General features: G+C 59.7%; 17 protein-coding genes and 1 tRNA gene. 14 read left to right on the top strand and 4 right to left on the bottom strand.

Annotation, left to right across the window (positions count from 1 at the left end; all coding sequences use genetic code 11):
* The first annotated feature begins 42 nt into the window (after positions 1-42).
* The 8 genes from LGH83_RS02620 (at position 43) to LGH83_RS02585 (ending at position 8,812) form a co-directional block, all read left to right on the top strand.
* Entirely contained in the window at positions 43-651 is a 609-nt protein-coding gene (locus LGH83_RS02620; protein WP_131194006.1) for an NADH-quinone oxidoreductase subunit J, read from the top strand.
* Positions 652-672: 21 nt separating this feature from the next.
* Positions 673-981, top strand: a complete 309-nt coding sequence (nuoK, locus tag LGH83_RS02615; protein ID WP_131119856.1) for an NADH-quinone oxidoreductase subunit NuoK — start codon at positions 673-675, stop codon at positions 979-981.
* A gap of 23 nt (positions 982-1,004) precedes the next feature.
* Positions 1,005-3,032, top strand: a complete 2,028-nt coding sequence (nuoL, locus tag LGH83_RS02610; RefSeq protein ID WP_227400499.1) for an NADH-quinone oxidoreductase subunit L — start codon at positions 1,005-1,007, stop codon at positions 3,030-3,032.
* Positions 3,032-4,549 (top strand): NADH-quinone oxidoreductase subunit M, encoded by a 1,518-nt coding sequence (locus LGH83_RS02605; RefSeq protein WP_227400498.1) that lies wholly within the window; start codon positions 3,032-3,034, stop codon positions 4,547-4,549. The genes nuoL and LGH83_RS02605 overlap by 1 nt, the downstream gene beginning before the upstream one ends.
* A gap of 13 nt (positions 4,550-4,562) precedes the next feature.
* Entirely contained in the window at positions 4,563-5,996 is a 1,434-nt protein-coding gene (gene nuoN / locus LGH83_RS02600) for an NADH-quinone oxidoreductase subunit NuoN (protein ID WP_227400497.1), read from the top strand.
* Between the two features lie 3 nt (positions 5,997-5,999).
* The gene (locus tag LGH83_RS02595) at positions 6,000-6,779 is read left to right on the top strand and encodes a biotin--[acetyl-CoA-carboxylase] ligase (RefSeq protein ID WP_227400496.1); all 780 of its coding nucleotides are present in this window, start codon (positions 6,000-6,002) and stop codon (positions 6,777-6,779) included.
* Positions 6,780-6,792: 13 nt separating this feature from the next.
* Positions 6,793-8,463 carry a ribonuclease J gene (locus LGH83_RS02590; RefSeq protein WP_227400495.1) on the top strand — a complete coding sequence of 557 codons (1,671 nt, stop codon included), beginning with the start codon at positions 6,793-6,795 and terminating at the stop codon, positions 8,461-8,463.
* Positions 8,464-8,578: 115 nt separating this feature from the next.
* Complete coding sequence (locus LGH83_RS02585) at positions 8,579-8,812, top strand: DUF1467 family protein (protein ID WP_227400494.1); 234 nt, start codon at positions 8,579-8,581, stop codon at positions 8,810-8,812.
* Positions 8,813-8,839: 27 nt separating this feature from the next.
* Here LGH83_RS02585 and LGH83_RS02580 read toward each other — a convergent pair whose 3' ends face one another.
* The gene (locus LGH83_RS02580; protein WP_227400493.1) at positions 8,840-9,280 is read right to left on the bottom strand and encodes a DUF4864 domain-containing protein; all 441 of its coding nucleotides are present in this window, start codon (positions 9,278-9,280) and stop codon (positions 8,840-8,842) included.
* Positions 9,281-9,462: 182 nt separating this feature from the next.
* Here LGH83_RS02580 and LGH83_RS02575 point away from each other — a divergent pair.
* The 3 genes from LGH83_RS02575 to LGH83_RS02565 all read left to right on the top strand — a co-directional run bounded on the left by LGH83_RS02575 (position 9,463) and on the right by LGH83_RS02565 (position 10,562).
* Positions 9,463-9,538 (top strand) — tRNA-Lys (locus LGH83_RS02575).
* Positions 9,539-9,822: 284 nt separating this feature from the next.
* Positions 9,823-10,074, top strand: coding sequence for a DUF6894 family protein (locus tag LGH83_RS02570; protein ID WP_227400492.1), 252 nt, complete (start codon positions 9,823-9,825; stop codon positions 10,072-10,074).
* A gap of 173 nt (positions 10,075-10,247) precedes the next feature.
* A complete protein-coding gene (locus LGH83_RS02565) occupies positions 10,248-10,562 on the top strand; it encodes a hypothetical protein (RefSeq protein ID WP_227400491.1) in 315 nt (104 codons plus the stop codon).
* A 105-nt stretch (positions 10,563-10,667) separates the two neighbouring features.
* On the opposite strand, the gene LGH83_RS02560 is transcribed toward LGH83_RS02565, so the two are convergent.
* Complete coding sequence (locus tag LGH83_RS02560) at positions 10,668-11,369, bottom strand: helix-hairpin-helix domain-containing protein (RefSeq protein WP_227401707.1); 702 nt, start codon at positions 11,367-11,369, stop codon at positions 10,668-10,670.
* A gap of 364 nt (positions 11,370-11,733) precedes the next feature.
* On the opposite strand from LGH83_RS02560, the gene LGH83_RS02555 reads away from it, so the two are divergent.
* Positions 11,734-12,093, top strand: a complete 360-nt coding sequence (locus LGH83_RS02555) for a hypothetical protein (protein WP_227400490.1) — start codon at positions 11,734-11,736, stop codon at positions 12,091-12,093.
* Between the two features lie 29 nt (positions 12,094-12,122).
* Here LGH83_RS02555 and LGH83_RS02550 read toward each other — a convergent pair whose 3' ends face one another.
* Complete coding sequence (locus LGH83_RS02550) at positions 12,123-12,863, bottom strand: EAL domain-containing protein (protein WP_227400489.1); 741 nt, start codon at positions 12,861-12,863, stop codon at positions 12,123-12,125.
* A 48-nt stretch (positions 12,864-12,911) separates the two neighbouring features.
* On the opposite strand from LGH83_RS02550, the gene LGH83_RS02545 reads away from it, so the two are divergent.
* Entirely contained in the window at positions 12,912-13,331 is a 420-nt protein-coding gene (locus tag LGH83_RS02545; RefSeq protein WP_227400488.1) for a hypothetical protein, read from the top strand.
* A gap of 34 nt (positions 13,332-13,365) precedes the next feature.
* On the opposite strand, the gene metC is transcribed toward LGH83_RS02545, so the two are convergent.
* Positions 13,366-14,550, bottom strand: coding sequence for a cystathionine beta-lyase (metC, locus tag LGH83_RS02540; protein WP_227400487.1), 1,185 nt, complete (start codon positions 14,548-14,550; stop codon positions 13,366-13,368).
* Between the two features lie 194 nt (positions 14,551-14,744).
* Between metC and LGH83_RS02535 the strand changes: the two genes are divergently transcribed.
* On the top strand, positions 14,745-15,758 hold the full coding sequence (locus LGH83_RS02535) for an amino acid ABC transporter substrate-binding protein (RefSeq protein ID WP_413771093.1): 1,014 nt from the start codon (positions 14,745-14,747) through the stop codon (positions 15,756-15,758).
* Positions 15,759-15,779 lie beyond the last annotated feature (21 nt).

The following is a 15,779-nucleotide window of genomic DNA, read 5'->3' as shown; positions in this document are numbered from 1 at the left end:
CACTCGTATGACCACGTGGTCACAAGTGCATAAGGGACTGGCATGACGGCGGCCGACGCGTTCTTCTACATCTTTTCGGCGATCGCGGTCGCCTCGGCCTTCATGGTCATTTCGGCGAAGAATCCGGTTCACTCGGTCCTCTTTCTGATCCTCGCTTTCGTCAACGCAGCGGGATTGTTCATTCTGCTGGGGGCTGAATTTTTGGCCATGATTCTGATCGTGGTCTATGTCGGCGCTGTGGCGGTCCTGTTCTTGTTCGTCGTCATGATGCTGGACGTCGACTTTGCCGAATTGAAGCAGGGTTTTCTTCAATATCTCCCGGTCGGCGCGCTCGTCGGTGGTGTCGTTCTGGTCGAGTTGGTTCTCGTGGTCGGTAGTTGGACGATCGCTCCTGCCGATCTCCGCCTCACGGCTGCGCCGATCACGCCGGGGCTGTCCAACACAGCCGCGCTCGGCCGCGTGCTTTACACGCAATATCTCTACTTTTTTCAGACGGCCGGCTTCGTGCTGCTGACCGCCATGATCGGGTCGATCGTGCTCACGCTGCGGCACAAGGTCAGCGTCAAGCGGCAGGACATTTCCGAACAGAACCGTCGCGATCCTCATACGTCCGTCGAAGTGCGGAAAGTCCCGTCCCGTGTGGGCCTCTAGTTTTCGGGTGAAGGCAGCATGATGACCGTCGGACTCACGCAATATCTCATTGTCGGCGCGATTCTCTTTACGCTCGGCGTTGCGGGGATCATCCTCAACCGCAAGAATATCATCATCATCCTGATGTCGGTCGAGTTGATCCTGCTGGCCGTCAACGTCAATCTCGTCGCTTTCTCGTCCTTCTTGGGTGATCTCACGGGACAGGTCTTCGGCCTCTTCGTTCTGACGGTCGCGGCCGCCGAGTCGGCGATCGGCCTCGCGATCCTCGTGGTCTATTTCCGCAATCGCGGATCCATCGCGGTCGAAGACATCAACATGATGAAGGGCTGACCAGCCCCGCTTTAGGACTTCCCATGTATCAAGCCATCGTGTGTCTCCCGCTGGTCGGCTTCCTGATCACCGGGCTCTTCGGCAATAAACTCGGCGCCCGCAGCTCCGAGATCGTGACGTCTGTGCTGGTCGGCATCTCGGCGCTGTTGTCCTGGGTTGCTTTCGTCAACGTCGGCTTCGGCGACGGGACAACCCATGTCGATGTCGCCAACTGGATGACGGTCGGTGCTCTGAAAGTCGATTGGGCTTTCAGGATCGACACGTTGACGGTCGTGATGCTGGTGGTGGTCAACACGGTCTCGACGTTGGTTCACGTCTATTCGATTGGCTACATGCACGAGGATCCGAGCCGGCCGCGGTTCTTCGCCTATCTGTCGCTGTTTACCTTTGCGATGTTGATGCTGGTGACCTCCGATAATCTGGTTCAGATGTTCTTTGGTTGGGAAGGTGTCGGTCTCGCGTCCTATCTCCTGATCGGGTTTTGGTATGATCGGCCGACCGCCAACGCGGCCGCCATCAAGGCTTTCGTGGTCAACCGCGTCGGTGACTTTGGCTTTTCGCTTGGCATCTTTCTCGTCTTTGCCCTGACCCAATCGGTTGCCTTCGATACGATCTTCGCGGCTGCGCCTGGTCTCGTCGGCAAGCATTTTCACGCCTTCGGCATGGATCCAAACGCGCTGACCTTGGCCTGCCTGCTGCTCTTCATGGGCGCGATGGGCAAGTCAGCTCAGTTTCTGCTGCATACGTGGCTGCCTGATGCGATGGAGGGTCCGACGCCGGTCTCGGCCCTGATCCACGCTGCCACGATGGTGACCGCCGGTGTGTTCATGGTCGCGCGGCTCTCTCCGCTGTTCGATCTTGCGCCGCATGCGATGACCTTCGTGACGGTGATCGGCGGCACGACGGCTATGTTTGCGGCGACAATCGGCTTGGTGCAGAACGACATCAAGAAGGTGATTGCCTATTCGACCTGCTCGCAGCTCGGCTACATGTTTGTGGCGCTCGGGGTCGGTGGCTACTCGCTCGCGGTGTTTCACCTCTTCACCCATGCGTTCTTTAAGGCTTTGCTGTTCCTGGGCGCCGGTTCGGTCATCCACGCGTGCCACCACGAGCAGGACATGCGAAAAATGGGAGGCCTTTGGCGCAAGATTCCCATCACCTTCGCGATGATGATCATCGGCACGCTTGCCCTGACTGGCTTTCCATTCACGGCGGGGTATTTCTCCAAGGATGCGATCATCGAAGCATCTTTCGCATCGACTCGCCCTGGCGCCGTCTATGCGTTTTTGATGGTGTTGTTCGCCGCTGGCCTTACGTCATTCTACTCATGGCGGCTGATCTTCCTGACCTTCTTTGGAGTCGATCGCAGCCAAGAGGGGCGGGTCGAAGGCAACGACCACAACACCCATGCGGAACCCGCCCATGGCACGGCATCGGCCCATGGGCATGAAGCTGCGGCGCATGACGATAACGCTCATCATCATGAGCCGCATGAATCGCCCATCGTGATGCTGGCACCGCTGTTCGTGCTGGCCTTCGGCGCGCTCTTCGCCGGCCTCATCTTCAAACATGCCTTTATCGGCGAAGGCATGAGCGAGTTCTGGAAGGCGGCTCTCTTCTATTCGGATCACAACCACATCTTCGAAGCGATGGAGCATGTGCCGTTCCTGGTGTCGATTCTGCCCACCATCATGATGGTGATTGGATTTCTGGTCGCTCTCTATGCCTACGTGTTGTCGCCGGGAACCGCTGAATCCTGGGCGAAGATCAATCGCCCGCTCTATTTGTTCTTCCTCAACAAGTGGTATTTCGACGAGCTATACGATCATCTCTTCGTGCGGCCGGCCTTCTGGCTTGGGCGGTTGTTCTGGAAGGGTGGTGACGGCTTCGTGATCGATGGCTTTGGGCCGGATGGCGTCGCGGCGGCCGTGGTCGGAACGACCAATCGCGTGGTGAAGCTGCAGACCGGTTATCTCTATCACTACGCTTTCGCGATGATGCTCGGCGTCGCCGCTTTCATCACCTGGTATCTGGTCGGGGGCGTCCACTGATGTTCGGCTTCGGCATTCTTTCGCTTTTGATCTTCCTCCCGGTCCTCGGATCGGCTGTCATTTTGCTTCTGCGTGGAGACGACGCGGCAACGCTCCGTAACGCGCGTTGGACGGCTCTTCTGACCACGCTGGTGGTGTTCCTGGTCTCGCTTTACGCTTGGAGCCACTTCGACACGTCCAACTCGGCCTTTCAACTGATCGAGACTCGGGGCTGGTTCGGCGGCGGCTTGCAATACAAGCTTGGCGTCGACGGCATCTCGATGCCGTTTATCGTCCTGACGGCATTCCTCATGCCGTTCTGCATCCTGGCGTCCTGGGACTCGATCCAGCTGCGCGTCAAGGAATTCATGATCGCGTTCCTGATCCTGGAAGCTTTGATGATCGGCGTATTTTGTGCGCTCGATCTGGTGCTGTTCTACCTCTTCTTCGAGGGCGGACTGATCCCGATGTTCCTGATCATCGGCATCTGGGGTGGGAAGCGGCGCATCTACGCCAGCATGAAGTTTTTCCTCTACACGCTCCTCGGGTCCTTGTTGATGCTGCTCGCCATCATGAAAATGTATGGCGTCGCCGGCACGACCGACATCGAAGTCCTGCTGCAACCCGGTATGTTCTCGTCTTCGATGCAGACGTGGCTTTGGCTTGCCTTCTTCGCTTCCTTTGCGGTGAAGATGCCCATGTGGCCGGTCCACACGTGGTTGCCGGACGCGCATGTCGAGGCGCCCACAGCCGGGTCGGTCATTCTGGCCGGCATCATGTTAAAGATGGGCGGCTACGGCTTCCTGCGTTTCTCTTTGCCGATGTTCCCCGATGCGTCGCATTCCTTTGCGCCGCTCATGTTTGCCCTGTCGGTTGTCGCCATCATCTACACCTCGTTGGTGGCGCTGGTGCAGGAGGATATGAAGAAGCTGATCGCTTATTCGTCGATCGCCCATATGGGTTTCGTGACGATGGGCCTGTTCACGATGACCCCGCAGGGCATTCAGGGCGCGATGTTCCTGATGATCTCACACGGTATCGTATCGGCTGCTTTGTTCCTCTGCGTCGGTGTGATCTACGACCGCATGCACACGCGTGAGATTTCGGCTTACGGCGGCCTCGTCGAACGGATGCCCCGCTACGCCGTCGCCTTCATGATCTTCACAATGGCGAATATCGGCCTGCCGGGGACGTCGGGCTTCGTCGGCGAGTTCCTCACCATGCTGGCGGCGTTTCAGGTTAACACCTGGGTGGCGCTGATCGCGACCTTTGGCACCATCCTGGCGGCGAGCTACGCGCTGTTTCTCTATCGCCGGGTCATTTTCGGAAAGCTCGAGAAGCCGTCTCTTGCGGGGATCCTCGATCTCTCGCCGCGCGAGATGGTGATCCTTCTGCCGCTCATCGTGCTGACGATCTACTACGGGTTCCACCCAGCTCCGATCATCGATGCATCGATGGCGTCCGTCGATCATATCTCGAAGGTCGTTCAAGCCGCTCAGGCTGCGACGACCGCCACCGCTCTGAACGTTTCGCAGTAAGGACCGAACTCCGATGTCGCCCGATTTTCACCTCGGACCTGTCCTTCCAGAGTTCATCCTTGCGGTGGGGGCTCTGGTGCTGCTCATGGTTGGTGCATTACGGGGGGAGCGGTCGACCGCCCTCGTGACCGAACTCGCCATCGTGGTCCTCGGCGCGGCCTTTCTGATCGACGTTGGCACGTCGGTTCATGGTACAATCGTGTTCGAAGGCGCCTTTCTGGATGACGCTTTCGGGCGCTTCATGAAGGGGCTGGCTCTCCTGGGGTCGCTGGTGACCCTGGTCATGTCGATCGGCTTCTTGAAACAAGAGGGCATCGATCGCTTCGAATATCCCGTGCTGATCCTGCTCTCGACGCTCGGCATGTTGATGCTGATCTCGGCCAACAGTCTGATCGCGCTCTACCTCGGCTTCGAATTGATGAGCCTCGCGCTTTACGTTCTCGCGGCATTCCACCGCGATAACCTGCGGGCCAGCGAGGCGGGGCTCAAGTATTTCGTGTTGGGTGCGCTTTCGTCTGGCATGCTGCTCTATGGCGCTTCGCTCATTTACGGCTATTCAGGCACGGTCCTGTTCAGCGGCATCGCGTCGGCCCTTCAGGGCAATGCTCACATCGGCGTGGTGTTCGGACTTGTGTTCCTGTCGGCCGGGCTGGCCTTCAAGATGTCGACTGTGCCGTTCCACATGTGGACGCCTGATGTCTACGAGGGCGCGCCCACTCCGGTGACCGCCTTTTTCGCCACGGCCCCCAAAATGGCAGCCGTCGCGATCACGGTCCGGATCATCATAACGGCCTTTCCGGGCATCCTGCACGAATGGCAGCAGATCATCATCTTCATCTCGATCGCATCAATGGCGCTCGGCTCGTTTGCGGCGATCGGCCAAACCAACTTTAAGCGTCTAATGGCTTATTCGGCGATCGGCCACATGGGTTTTGCCCTGGTGGGTCTCGCTCCCGGGACCGAGGCCGGCGTGTATGGCGTGCTGATCTATCTCTCGATTTATCTCGTCATGACGCTCGGGACTTTCGCGGCCATCATGATGATGCGCCGGGGTGGCGTGAATATCGAGACGACCGCCGATCTCGCCGGCCTTGGGCGCACCCGGCCCGCCATGGCGTTCTTCCTTGCCATGTTGATGTTTTCGCTTGCCGGCATTCCGCCGTTGGCTGGATTCTTTGCCAAGTTCTACGTCTTCCAGGCAGCGATCCAAGCCAATCTCTACGCCCTTGCGGTTCTCGGCGTTCTCTCGAGCGTCGTTGCGGCTTATTATTACCTCCGGATCGTCAAGATGATGTATTTCGACGAGCCGACCGGCGTTGCGTTTGATAAAGCCAACCCTGCCGTGAGCTTCGTCCTCGGCGCGGCGGGACTTGCGGTGCTGCTCTTCTGGGTCTTTCCGGCACCGATCGTCGCGAGCGCGGCGGCCGCTGCCCGATCCTTGTTCTGAGACGTGAAGCTTGCCGACCAAGCCATACGAGCGGGGTATCGGATCAATAGTTTCGAGACGCTAGGCTCGACCAACGATGAGGCGATGGCGCGGGCTCATCGCGGTGATCGCGGCAAGTTATGGATCGTCGCGAGCCGTCAGACCGGGGGCAGGGGGCGACAGGGGCGCTCCTGGACATCTCCGCCCGGCAACGTTTATGCGAGCCTCTTGCTGATCGATCCGGTGCCACAGGTGTTGGCGCCTCAACTGGGTCTGCTCGCTGGGGTCGCCTTGATGGACGCCCTGTCGCTGTTCGTCGCGACAGATCAACCCATCGCGATCAAGTGGCCCAACGATATCGTTCATGCCAGTGCCAAGTTGGCCGGGATTCTTGTCGAGGGCGCACGTTGCCGTGACGGCAGTTTCGCCTGCGTGTTGGGGTTCGGGATCAATCGGCAATCCCATCCCTCCGATCTTCCCTATGCAGCAACCGACCTCTTCTCTGTTTCGGCGGAGCGACCCAGCGTCGATGATGTGGTGAGCGCCTTGTCGCTGTCGCTCGATCAGGCGCTGACGCTGTGGGATCGAGGGCGCGGTTTTCTCCACATTCGATCGCGTTGGCTCGAACGAGCCCTCCCGGCCGGGACCAGAATGTCGGTAGCGTCGAAATCGCACAAACTCGACGGTTTGTTTGAGACGATCGATGACCAGGGTCGCCTTGTCCTGCAGACGAGCGACGGCCAGAAGACGGTTGATGCAGGTGATGTTTTCTTGATGGACCAGCCGGTTCCGAAAATTGGCTAAAAGGGTGATGTGAATGGCAAGTGGCGATAATGAGCTCGTATTTTGCGCGCTCGGAGGCCTCGGGGAGATCGGCATGAATGCCGCCCTCTATGGGTTTGGTCCACCGAACAAACGAAAATGGTTGATGGTCGATTGCGGCGTTTCGTTCGCTGGCCCGGATCTTCCGGGGATTGATCTTGTTTTTCCGGATGTCAGCTTTGTTGAACGGGTCAAGAAAGACTTGGTCGGTCTCGTTATCACGCACGCGCATGAAGACCATATCGGTGCTGTGACCGAGCTCTGGCCGAAACTCGGCTGCCGCATCTTCGCGACGCGTTTTGCCGCGAACCTGCTCGAAATCAAGCGATCGGCGGAGCCCGGCGCGCCCAAGATCCCGGTCGAGATCATGGCCTTCGGCGATCGGCTCGATCTCGAACCCTTCGAGGTCGAGGTCATCCCGATGGCTCACTCGATCCCGGAAAGTTCGTCTTTGGCGATCCGCACGCCGCTCGGGACGGTCTTGCATACGGGTGACTGGAAGATCGACGAAACCCCGGTGATCGGGCTTCCGACCGACCAGAAGCGACTGACCGAGATCGGCGACGAGGGCGTGTTGGCTCTTGTGTGCGATTCGACCAACATCCTGCGCGAAGGGCAGAGCCCCTCTGAGGCTGAAGTCGCCATCAACCTGCGGACGCTGATCGGCAATGCACCCGGGCGCGTGCTGGTCACGACCTTTGCGTCAAACATCGCGCGCATCAGGGCTGTGGCCGATGCGGCGGAAGCCACCGGGCGCAGTGTCATCGTGGTGGGTCGAGCGATGGATCGTGCGATCGAAGTGGCACGCGATTGTGGCTACTTCGACGGAGTCGCGCCGTTCTTCTCGGCCAACAGCTATGCCTATCTGCCGCGCGAAAAGACTGTCGTGGTCGCGACCGGAAGCCAGGGTGAATTGCGAGCGGCCCTCGCCCGGATGGCGCAGGACGAGCACCCCGAAGTCAAGCTCGTCCCGGGTGATCGGGTCATCTTCTCGTCGCGGACGATCCCTGGCAACGAGCGGGAAGTCGGCCGCGTCATCAACGGCCTGGTGCGGCAAGGCGTCGAGGTGGTGACGGACCGAACCGAGATGATCCACGTGTCGGGGCATCCCCGGCGCGCCGAGGTGGCGCAACTCTATGGCTGGGTCCGGCCCAAGATTGCGGTTCCGGCGCATGGCGAGCCATTGCATTTGTTCGAGCATGGCAAGTTTGCGCGGCTTATGGGCATCGATCATGTGATCACGGCTGCGGATGGCGACGTGGTTCTGCTCGCACCGGGAGCGCCGTCCATCGTCGACGAAGCGCCACATGGTCGTCTTTGCAAGGATGGCAATCTGCTGGTCAGTGCCAATGATCCGTCGTTGGCGGCCCGCAACCGGCTTGCCTTCGCGGGTATCGTTTCAATCGCCTTCGCCTTGACGTCGCGAGGCGATCTCGCGGGCGATCCCGACGTCGTCTTTTCCGGCATGCCGACGCATACACGCGACGGCAAGGCGATGGACGCCGTGATCGATGCTGCCATCTTCGCAACGCTCGATAATCTCGGTCGTGGCAAGCGCCGTGACCCCGACGCAGCCGCGACGGCGGTCGAACGATCGGTTCGCGGCGCGATCGGCGCGGCATGGGGCAAGAAGCCCACTGTCCATGTGTTGGTGGTGGAAGTCTAAAATCGTCACAGCGCCTTGTGGCTAACGACCACAAGGTGCGGTGTGGCGTTGCTCATGCCGACATACGCCGGGAGACCAAGCCCGGGCTTTCTATTGCTGGTGGGAATGCGATCAAATGCCGATCCCGACCCCGATGGCCATCGCAATCTATTTTACCATGTGGTGGATCGTGTTATTTGCCGTGCTGCCATTTGGCGTGCGATCGCAGCAGGAGAGCGGCTCGGTCGTGCCCGGCAGCGAGCCGGGCGCACCGGAAACCCCTGGCCTCAAGAAGAAAGCCCTCTGGACCACGGTCATTTCGGCCGCCCTGTTCGTGGCCTTGATGCTGCTGATCAAATTCACCGACTAGCAACGAGCGGCGCTCACGCCATCTTGCCTAGATCGTCGTGCCTTGTTCCTTGACCAATGCACATCCCGTAATGCGCCACATGCCATCCACCTGCTCGAACGTGTAGACGGCTGTCCAGACCCCGCCATCGGCATCCACGATCGTGACCTTCTGAAGCGGGCCGAGCGCGGTTTGTCCGGCCTCATCGAAATGCGTGCTGCGCGGATGGATCAACGGCGCATAGGATTGATGCACCATCGCGTTGAAATCCTTTGCGTTCGGGAATTTCGAGCGGATGCCCGGCGCCGCGAAACTTTCCGCGGCCTCCGCATCGTCGCGACCAAACGCATCGATCTGCTGAGTAATGATCGATCGAAGCGTTGCTTGCGTCGCCGCATCGAGATCGGCCGCACGCGCCTGCCCCGACGCCAAGCTGATCGATGCGACCAGAGCCACCATCATCGCTGCGCTTTTCAATCCATCTCGCATGTCATCGCTCCCGTTCCGCTTGTTGAGATACGAAGAAAGACGACGAGAAGATTGGGGTCACCGCAAAAACGAGGCACGTATCGCGTTTGGCGCGGGACAAATCAGCCCATTCGGCGATCGGGAACCACTTTGCCTTGACCCCCGGACCGGTTGCAGACTATGCACAGAACGCCTGGAAACGGGAGCGTGTAGCTCAGTCGGTAGAGCATCTGACTTTTAATCAGAGGGTCATGGGTTCGAGCCCCATCGCGCTCACCATTTAGATCAAGCACTTAGCGAAAATCGCTGCGGAACAAGCGACCTTTTTCGACCATAAAATGGGGTCGCAAACTCGCACCTACGAGGTGCGTTCTTGTCAGATGGTCACAGACCTTTGCGATTCTTGGAAGCGCTTGTGGTAGTTGCGACTTCGACCAAATTTCCGCTTTTTTAACAAAGAACAGTATTGGCCGTTGTCTCGCTCTTAGAGTGTCATTGACGAGGGTGACCAGACGATCAAGTCGGGTGTCACCTGTCGAAATGCTTGCTGTCGGAGAAGCCCGATGCCTCGCTTCTATTTCGATATCAATGACGGTGCGATCGACATACGAGACGATCTCGGAACCGAGTTCGTGGACCGTGATGCGGCTCGACTTGCCGCCATCGACGCACTTCCCGATATCGCGCGTGATGTGATGCCGACTGGCAATCATCGCATCATGACGTGCCACGTTCGAGACGATCAGGACAGGATCATCTTCGAGGCCAAACTGATCCTCGACGCGCGATGGCTCTCAGACGTCCCAGAAAACTGACCGTCAAGCTGAAAGAGCGGGTCGTGTCTTGCGCGGGGGTCGACCCATTGACGACGGCGTCCCGGCCGCCTCATCACAACTCCGATCTGTTGTGACGATAGGGCACGCCACCCGGTGCAAGCCGTCAGAGCCGCTCGTGCATTGTCTCACGAATGACAATCGAGGAGACCAAGGTGGCTAGACATCCGATCGACGCCCAGACGTCCACGGTGGCGCAGTTAAAGCAAGATATCGACTCTGGTCGGACCGGCGACAAAGTGTCGGCGCCCGATCCGGGATTGTCTTCGCTCGGGACGGACGACGAGGCAGGCGGGACACCGAACAGTCCTGAACGGATCGCGCTGGCCCGGCGGCAGGAGGCCCAGCCCGTTTTAGCCGCTAGTAACGCCACCTCGAAACAAGCCAGTCGATGGATGTCGATTGGCATCATGGTCATTGTGGTCCTGGTCATCGTACTCGGCGCGGTCTGGATGGCGCTCCGGTCATGATCCAGTCCTGCGGATCAGCTTCAGGCCTTTTCGAAGGTCGAAGCGGCCCGTGTCTCGATGGCGACACACCGCCATCGTGCAAACCGCAACGCTGGCGACCGGCTCTCAATCGGCGCGGATGACCGATTTGACGCGTGCGAAATCGCTATCCCGCAACACGCGCTTTGCCACTAGCTCCTTAATTGAGCGATACGGGCGGTGGTTCACGATCGCCTGTCCGATGTGACTGTTGCCGGGTAGATGGTTCAAGGCCGAGACCGAGGCGGTGTTGATATCGATGGTTTTGCGTGTGTCGGCGGCGGGCACCTCGCTGGACTCCGCCATCGCGAGCACGTTGGCAGGGGGAGCCTGAACCACGGTTTCGCTCGCCGGCGCGCCTTGTTCCCGCTGCTGGCCTGGCCACGGCACGACAGTCGAACCGGGAGAAGCCGTCGGGTTCGAGATCTGCTGCGCGTCAAGTGCTGGTGCAAGGGCTTGGGTCGGCACGGGTTGCGCGGTCGGTATAGCTGCAGACGAGGTCTCCACCGCCGAGGGCGTCGGCGCCGCCACCTCCGCCGCATGCTGTTGAGACGGAACGGGCGCAGTCAGCGCAGCCACCTCGACCCGACGTGGAAGTCGAGCAGGAACGACGGGATCCGGGAAGGGGGCCTTGGCGAGATCGCCCCATGGCTTGGACGCGGCCTCTCTGGGTGGCATCGCATGAAGCGCGACGCCGACGCACAGCGTGAGCGCGGCGCAGGCAATCGAAATGCCCGTTGCCGATCTTAACACCATGAAAAACTCTCCCGCTGTACTCCCGCAGATCATGAACACACGAGGCGATGCATGATACCGGCGAGAAAACCGCATACGCAGAAATAACGCAACTCGCGGGTTGCTACATTTAATAAATGGCAACACTGCGATGGTAGCGGCCGCGATTCGGGCATGCGTTGCCGAGCAACGACGCAGATCGGGACGGCAACCCATCGATAGCGTCAACGTCGGGTTAGGATGTTGCGGCGCAAGGTCGGAAAAAGCCGGGCAGGGTCGCGTTCCCAACAGCGATCGATCGCAACGGAGCTTCTCGGAACCTCAATCCGATAGCATGACGCGGACCTGATTTTGCCCGGCACCGGAAACGGTTGGCCGGGCTTTTTTCACGGCGGCCGTTCCCAAATCGGAAAGCTCGTTGGAGGCTCATGGCGCACTGTCAAACGCCGCGGTGAAAAGGCGATCGATCAAGTTTGATATGATCTTCAGGCGCTTCCCTAAGCGGCATCCACGATGGTCCGGGCTCTTGCAGCCAGGGATCGAGCCGACACCCATGTATGAGATCGAGGGCATTAACCCCACACATATCAGCGTGCGCCACCGGGAAGACCACCACGTCTGGATGTTCGCCGTGGGACGAGACCGACAGAAGCGCCGCATCATCACGTCCGGCATCAGTCGAACCGACACAGCGACCGACCGGATCGCGTCGGATGTCGTTGTCGATGCGCTGCTGTTTGCGTCGCAAGAGGCACGCCGGCTTGATTTGATCGACTAGCCGACCTGCTTGAGTGACGCGACGATCGCCTAAACCGGCTTGGCCAAGGCCGCAAAAGCCGGGCGGGCGATGTGATAGCCCTGAATGAGATCGACCCCGAGATCGCGGAGCGCCTGGAGCTCGCCCCCGGTCTCGACACCTTCGCAGACCGGAACGACGTTAAGGTCCCGCAACATAGCGAGTGTCGAGCGGACGATGGAACGCCGAACCGGATCGGTATCGATGCCGCGGATCAACGCCATATCGAGTTTCGCGATATCGGGCTGAAACTGAGCCAGCAGCACGAGGCCGGCATAGCCCGCGCCGAAATCATCGATTGCGGTTCGGAAGCCGATATCCTTGTAGGTCTGCAGAATGTTGAGAAGATGTTTGGCATCGAGCTTCTCGGTTTCGGTGAATTCGAAGATGATCCGTTCGAGGGGAAAGCTCGTTCGCTCCGCAGCTTCCAATGTCAGCCGAATACAAGCATTCGGTTCGTAGACCGCATTCGGCATGAAATTGATCGATAAGCTCGCTGTCGGATCGTCTGACAGACGCAACGCAGACGCCATTTCGATCGCTCTCACCCGACATTGCTGATCGAAGGCGTAGCGATTGCTGTCGGTCACGGACGACAGGACCGTGAAGGCACCCTCGCCAGCAGGACCGCGCACAAGCGCCTCATGGGCGAAAATCAACCCTTTGGCGACATCCACAATGGGCTGAAACGCCATCGAGAAGGGAAATGTAAATGCCGATCCATCTCGACATCCTTCGCATGCGATCGGCATCGAGGTGTGGCTCCAAACTCCTGCACCACACTAATGCGAGGATCCCTAATGAGTTCGTTCGTCTTGAAGCGGCATGCGCGGAGCGCCGACATACCGCAGGCTCCTGGGCCACGCCGTTCAGGAACCGAGCCGCCCACTCATCGATTTGATATGAAACGGTCGGGCAGCAGTCGCCGTGCAGCAGCCCATATTGTTTTGGAGCGAGAGATGGACAATTCAAAACGCAAGATAGCGCTAATCGGTGTGTTTGCCGCAGCGCTGGCCATGCCAGGTTTCGCCCAGGCGCAATATGCAAGCGGGCGAGTGGTCGAGCCGGACGGTTATATCTACAATCGGCAGGGACAGGCCTTCAATCCGCATGAAGGGGTGCAGCCGAATGGCTGCGTCAAGTTGTGCGAGTTCGACTCGAATCCCTGCGATCCGCCGTCGTTCAAACACGCCGATGGTCGCTGCCTCTACAATCACTGATCGTCAACCCCGCTTGCCTCAGGCCTGACAGCCATCAGGCCTGGCGCAGGCGGGCGAAGCCACGGTCGAGGTCGGCCTGAAGATCGGCGAGATCTTCAAACCCGATCTGAAATCGCAGGGTGGGTCCACCTGGGTTCCAGGAGGTCGCGGTTCGATAGGTTGTCGGATCGAACGGGATCACGAGGCTTTCGTACCCGCCCCAGGAGAAGCCCATCCCGAAAAGTTCGAGCCCATCGAGCATCGCCGCGACAGCATCCGTGGATGCCGGTTCGAGAATGATCGAGAATAAACCCGACGACCCAAGGAAGTCGCGCTTCCAGATCGCGTGTCCGGGATGGCTCGGCAGGGCGGGATGCAGCACCTGACGCACCTCCTCGCGACTGTCGAACCAGTGTGCCATAGCGAGCGCTTGGCGCTCGGCCTCGCGGAGCCGCAAATCCATGCTTCGAAGTCCGCGCAAGCCCAGAAACACATCTTCGGGCCCGGCGCATATCGCAAAGGCGTCGAAGGTCTCACGCAGCTTCGGCCAGTATGCCGCATTGGCGGATGTCAAGCCGAGCAACAGGTCGGAATGGCCGGAGAGGTATTTTGTGCCGGCCTCGATGGCGATATCGACCCCGCGTGCATGGGGCGGAAAGAACAGGGGTGTCGCCCAGGTATTGTCCATGATGACGCAGATATCATGCGCATGCGCTGCCTCGGCGATGGCGGGGATATCCTGCATCTCGAAGGTCTGCGACCCAGGCGCTTCCACCAAAACCGCACGGGTGTTCGGCTGAAACAGGTCGGCGATCCGGGTCCCGATCAGCGGATCGTAGTAGGTCGTCGAAACGCCGAAGCGCCGCAGCATCGTGTCGCAGAAATGCCGTGTCGGCAGATAGGCCGAGTCGGTGACCAGGATGTGGTCGCCACTGCCGAGGACCGACATCAACGCAACGGTCACGGCCGCAAGGCCCGAGGGCGTTAGCACCGTTCCGGCTGCGCCAGCGAGTTCGCTCCACGCCGTCTCCAGCGCTTCGGTGGTCGGCGTGCCCTTCGTCCCATAGGTGAACCGACGCTCGCGGTTCTGCAATTGTGCGACATTGTCGTACAGAACCGTCGAGCCGCGATAGATCGGTGTATTGACGAACCCATGCTGCTCCTCAGGGTCGCGCCCGGCATGAATGAGCCGCGAGCGCGAGCCGAGAGTCGCGCGAGTGTCCGGCGTAAGTTTTGTCATGATCGTCCGAGGTTGAAGGTCGGCGTGCACCTGATCCATTGCAGGGCGGGACGTCAAGACGCGGGAGATGGCCAGCAACGCCTTGACCACGACAGGCAAAACTTCTGTGATAGCGACGGCGCTGGCGGGCGGTGGCACATGGCGTGCTTGGTCGCGAGTGCTGAGTGTCGTGCAGGAACGCTGGAGTTGAGCTTTTGAAGAAGAGACTTTTTGCATCGTTGATGGTCGCTGCCCTTGCGGCGAGCACCGCGGTCGCCTCGGCTGCGACACTCGATACGGTCAAGCAGAAGAATGTGCTGACCTGCGGCGTCAACCCGTCGTTGGCCGGGTTCGGCATTCCGGACGACAAGGGGCAATTCACCGGCCTCGATGTGGATTTCTGCCGCGCTGTCGCGGCATCGGTGCTGGGCGACCCGACCAAGGTCAAGTTCATCGCGCTCAACGCGACGGATCGGTTCACCGCGTTGCAGTCTGGCGAAATCGACCTGCTGGCGCGCAATAGCACCTGGACCTCCTCGCGTGACCAGCAAGGCATGTTGTTCGGCCCGGTCAACTTCTATGATGGCCAGGGCTTTATGGTGCGCAAGAAGCTTGGCGTGTCGTCCGCCAAGGACCTGAACGGTGCCTCGATCTGCGTGCAGCAGGGCACCACCACAGAATTGAATCTGGCCGATTACTTCCGTACCAACGGCATGAAATACGACAGCGTCGCCTTCAAGGGGGAGGATGAAACCCTCAAGGCCTATGAGTCTGGCCGTTGCGACGCCTTCACGACCGACTCGTCGGGCCTCTATGCCGAGCGGATCCGCCTCGTCAATCCTGACGATCATATCGTGCTGCCGGAGATCATCTCCAAGGAGCCCCTGTCGCCCGCCGTCCGGCAGGGCGACGACCAATGGTTCAACATCGTCCGCTGGACGCATTATGCCATGGTGTCGGCCGAGGAACTGGGTGTTACGTCCAAGAACGTCGACGACATGATGAAGTCGGATAACCCCGACATCCGTCGTCTTCTCGGCGTTGAAGGCGAGCAGGGGAAGGGCTTCGGGCTCGACAAAGCCTGGGCCTATAGCGTGATCAAAACGGTCGGCAATTATGGCGAAGTCTTCGACAAAAACGTGGGTGACGGCTCGCCGCTGAAAATCAAGCGCGGCTTGAACGCCTTGTGGAATAAGGGCGGGCTGCAATACGCCCCTCCGATCCGCTGAAAAAGTAAGCAATGGTTGCGA

The organism is Lichenihabitans sp. PAMC28606 (assembly GCF_020616535.1).
In the GTDB taxonomy this organism is placed as follows: domain Bacteria; phylum Pseudomonadota; class Alphaproteobacteria; order Rhizobiales; family Beijerinckiaceae; genus Lichenihabitans; species Lichenihabitans psoromatis.
The sequence above is the reverse complement of the archived record's forward strand: the minus strand, read 5'-3'. Positions and strand labels throughout refer to the sequence as shown.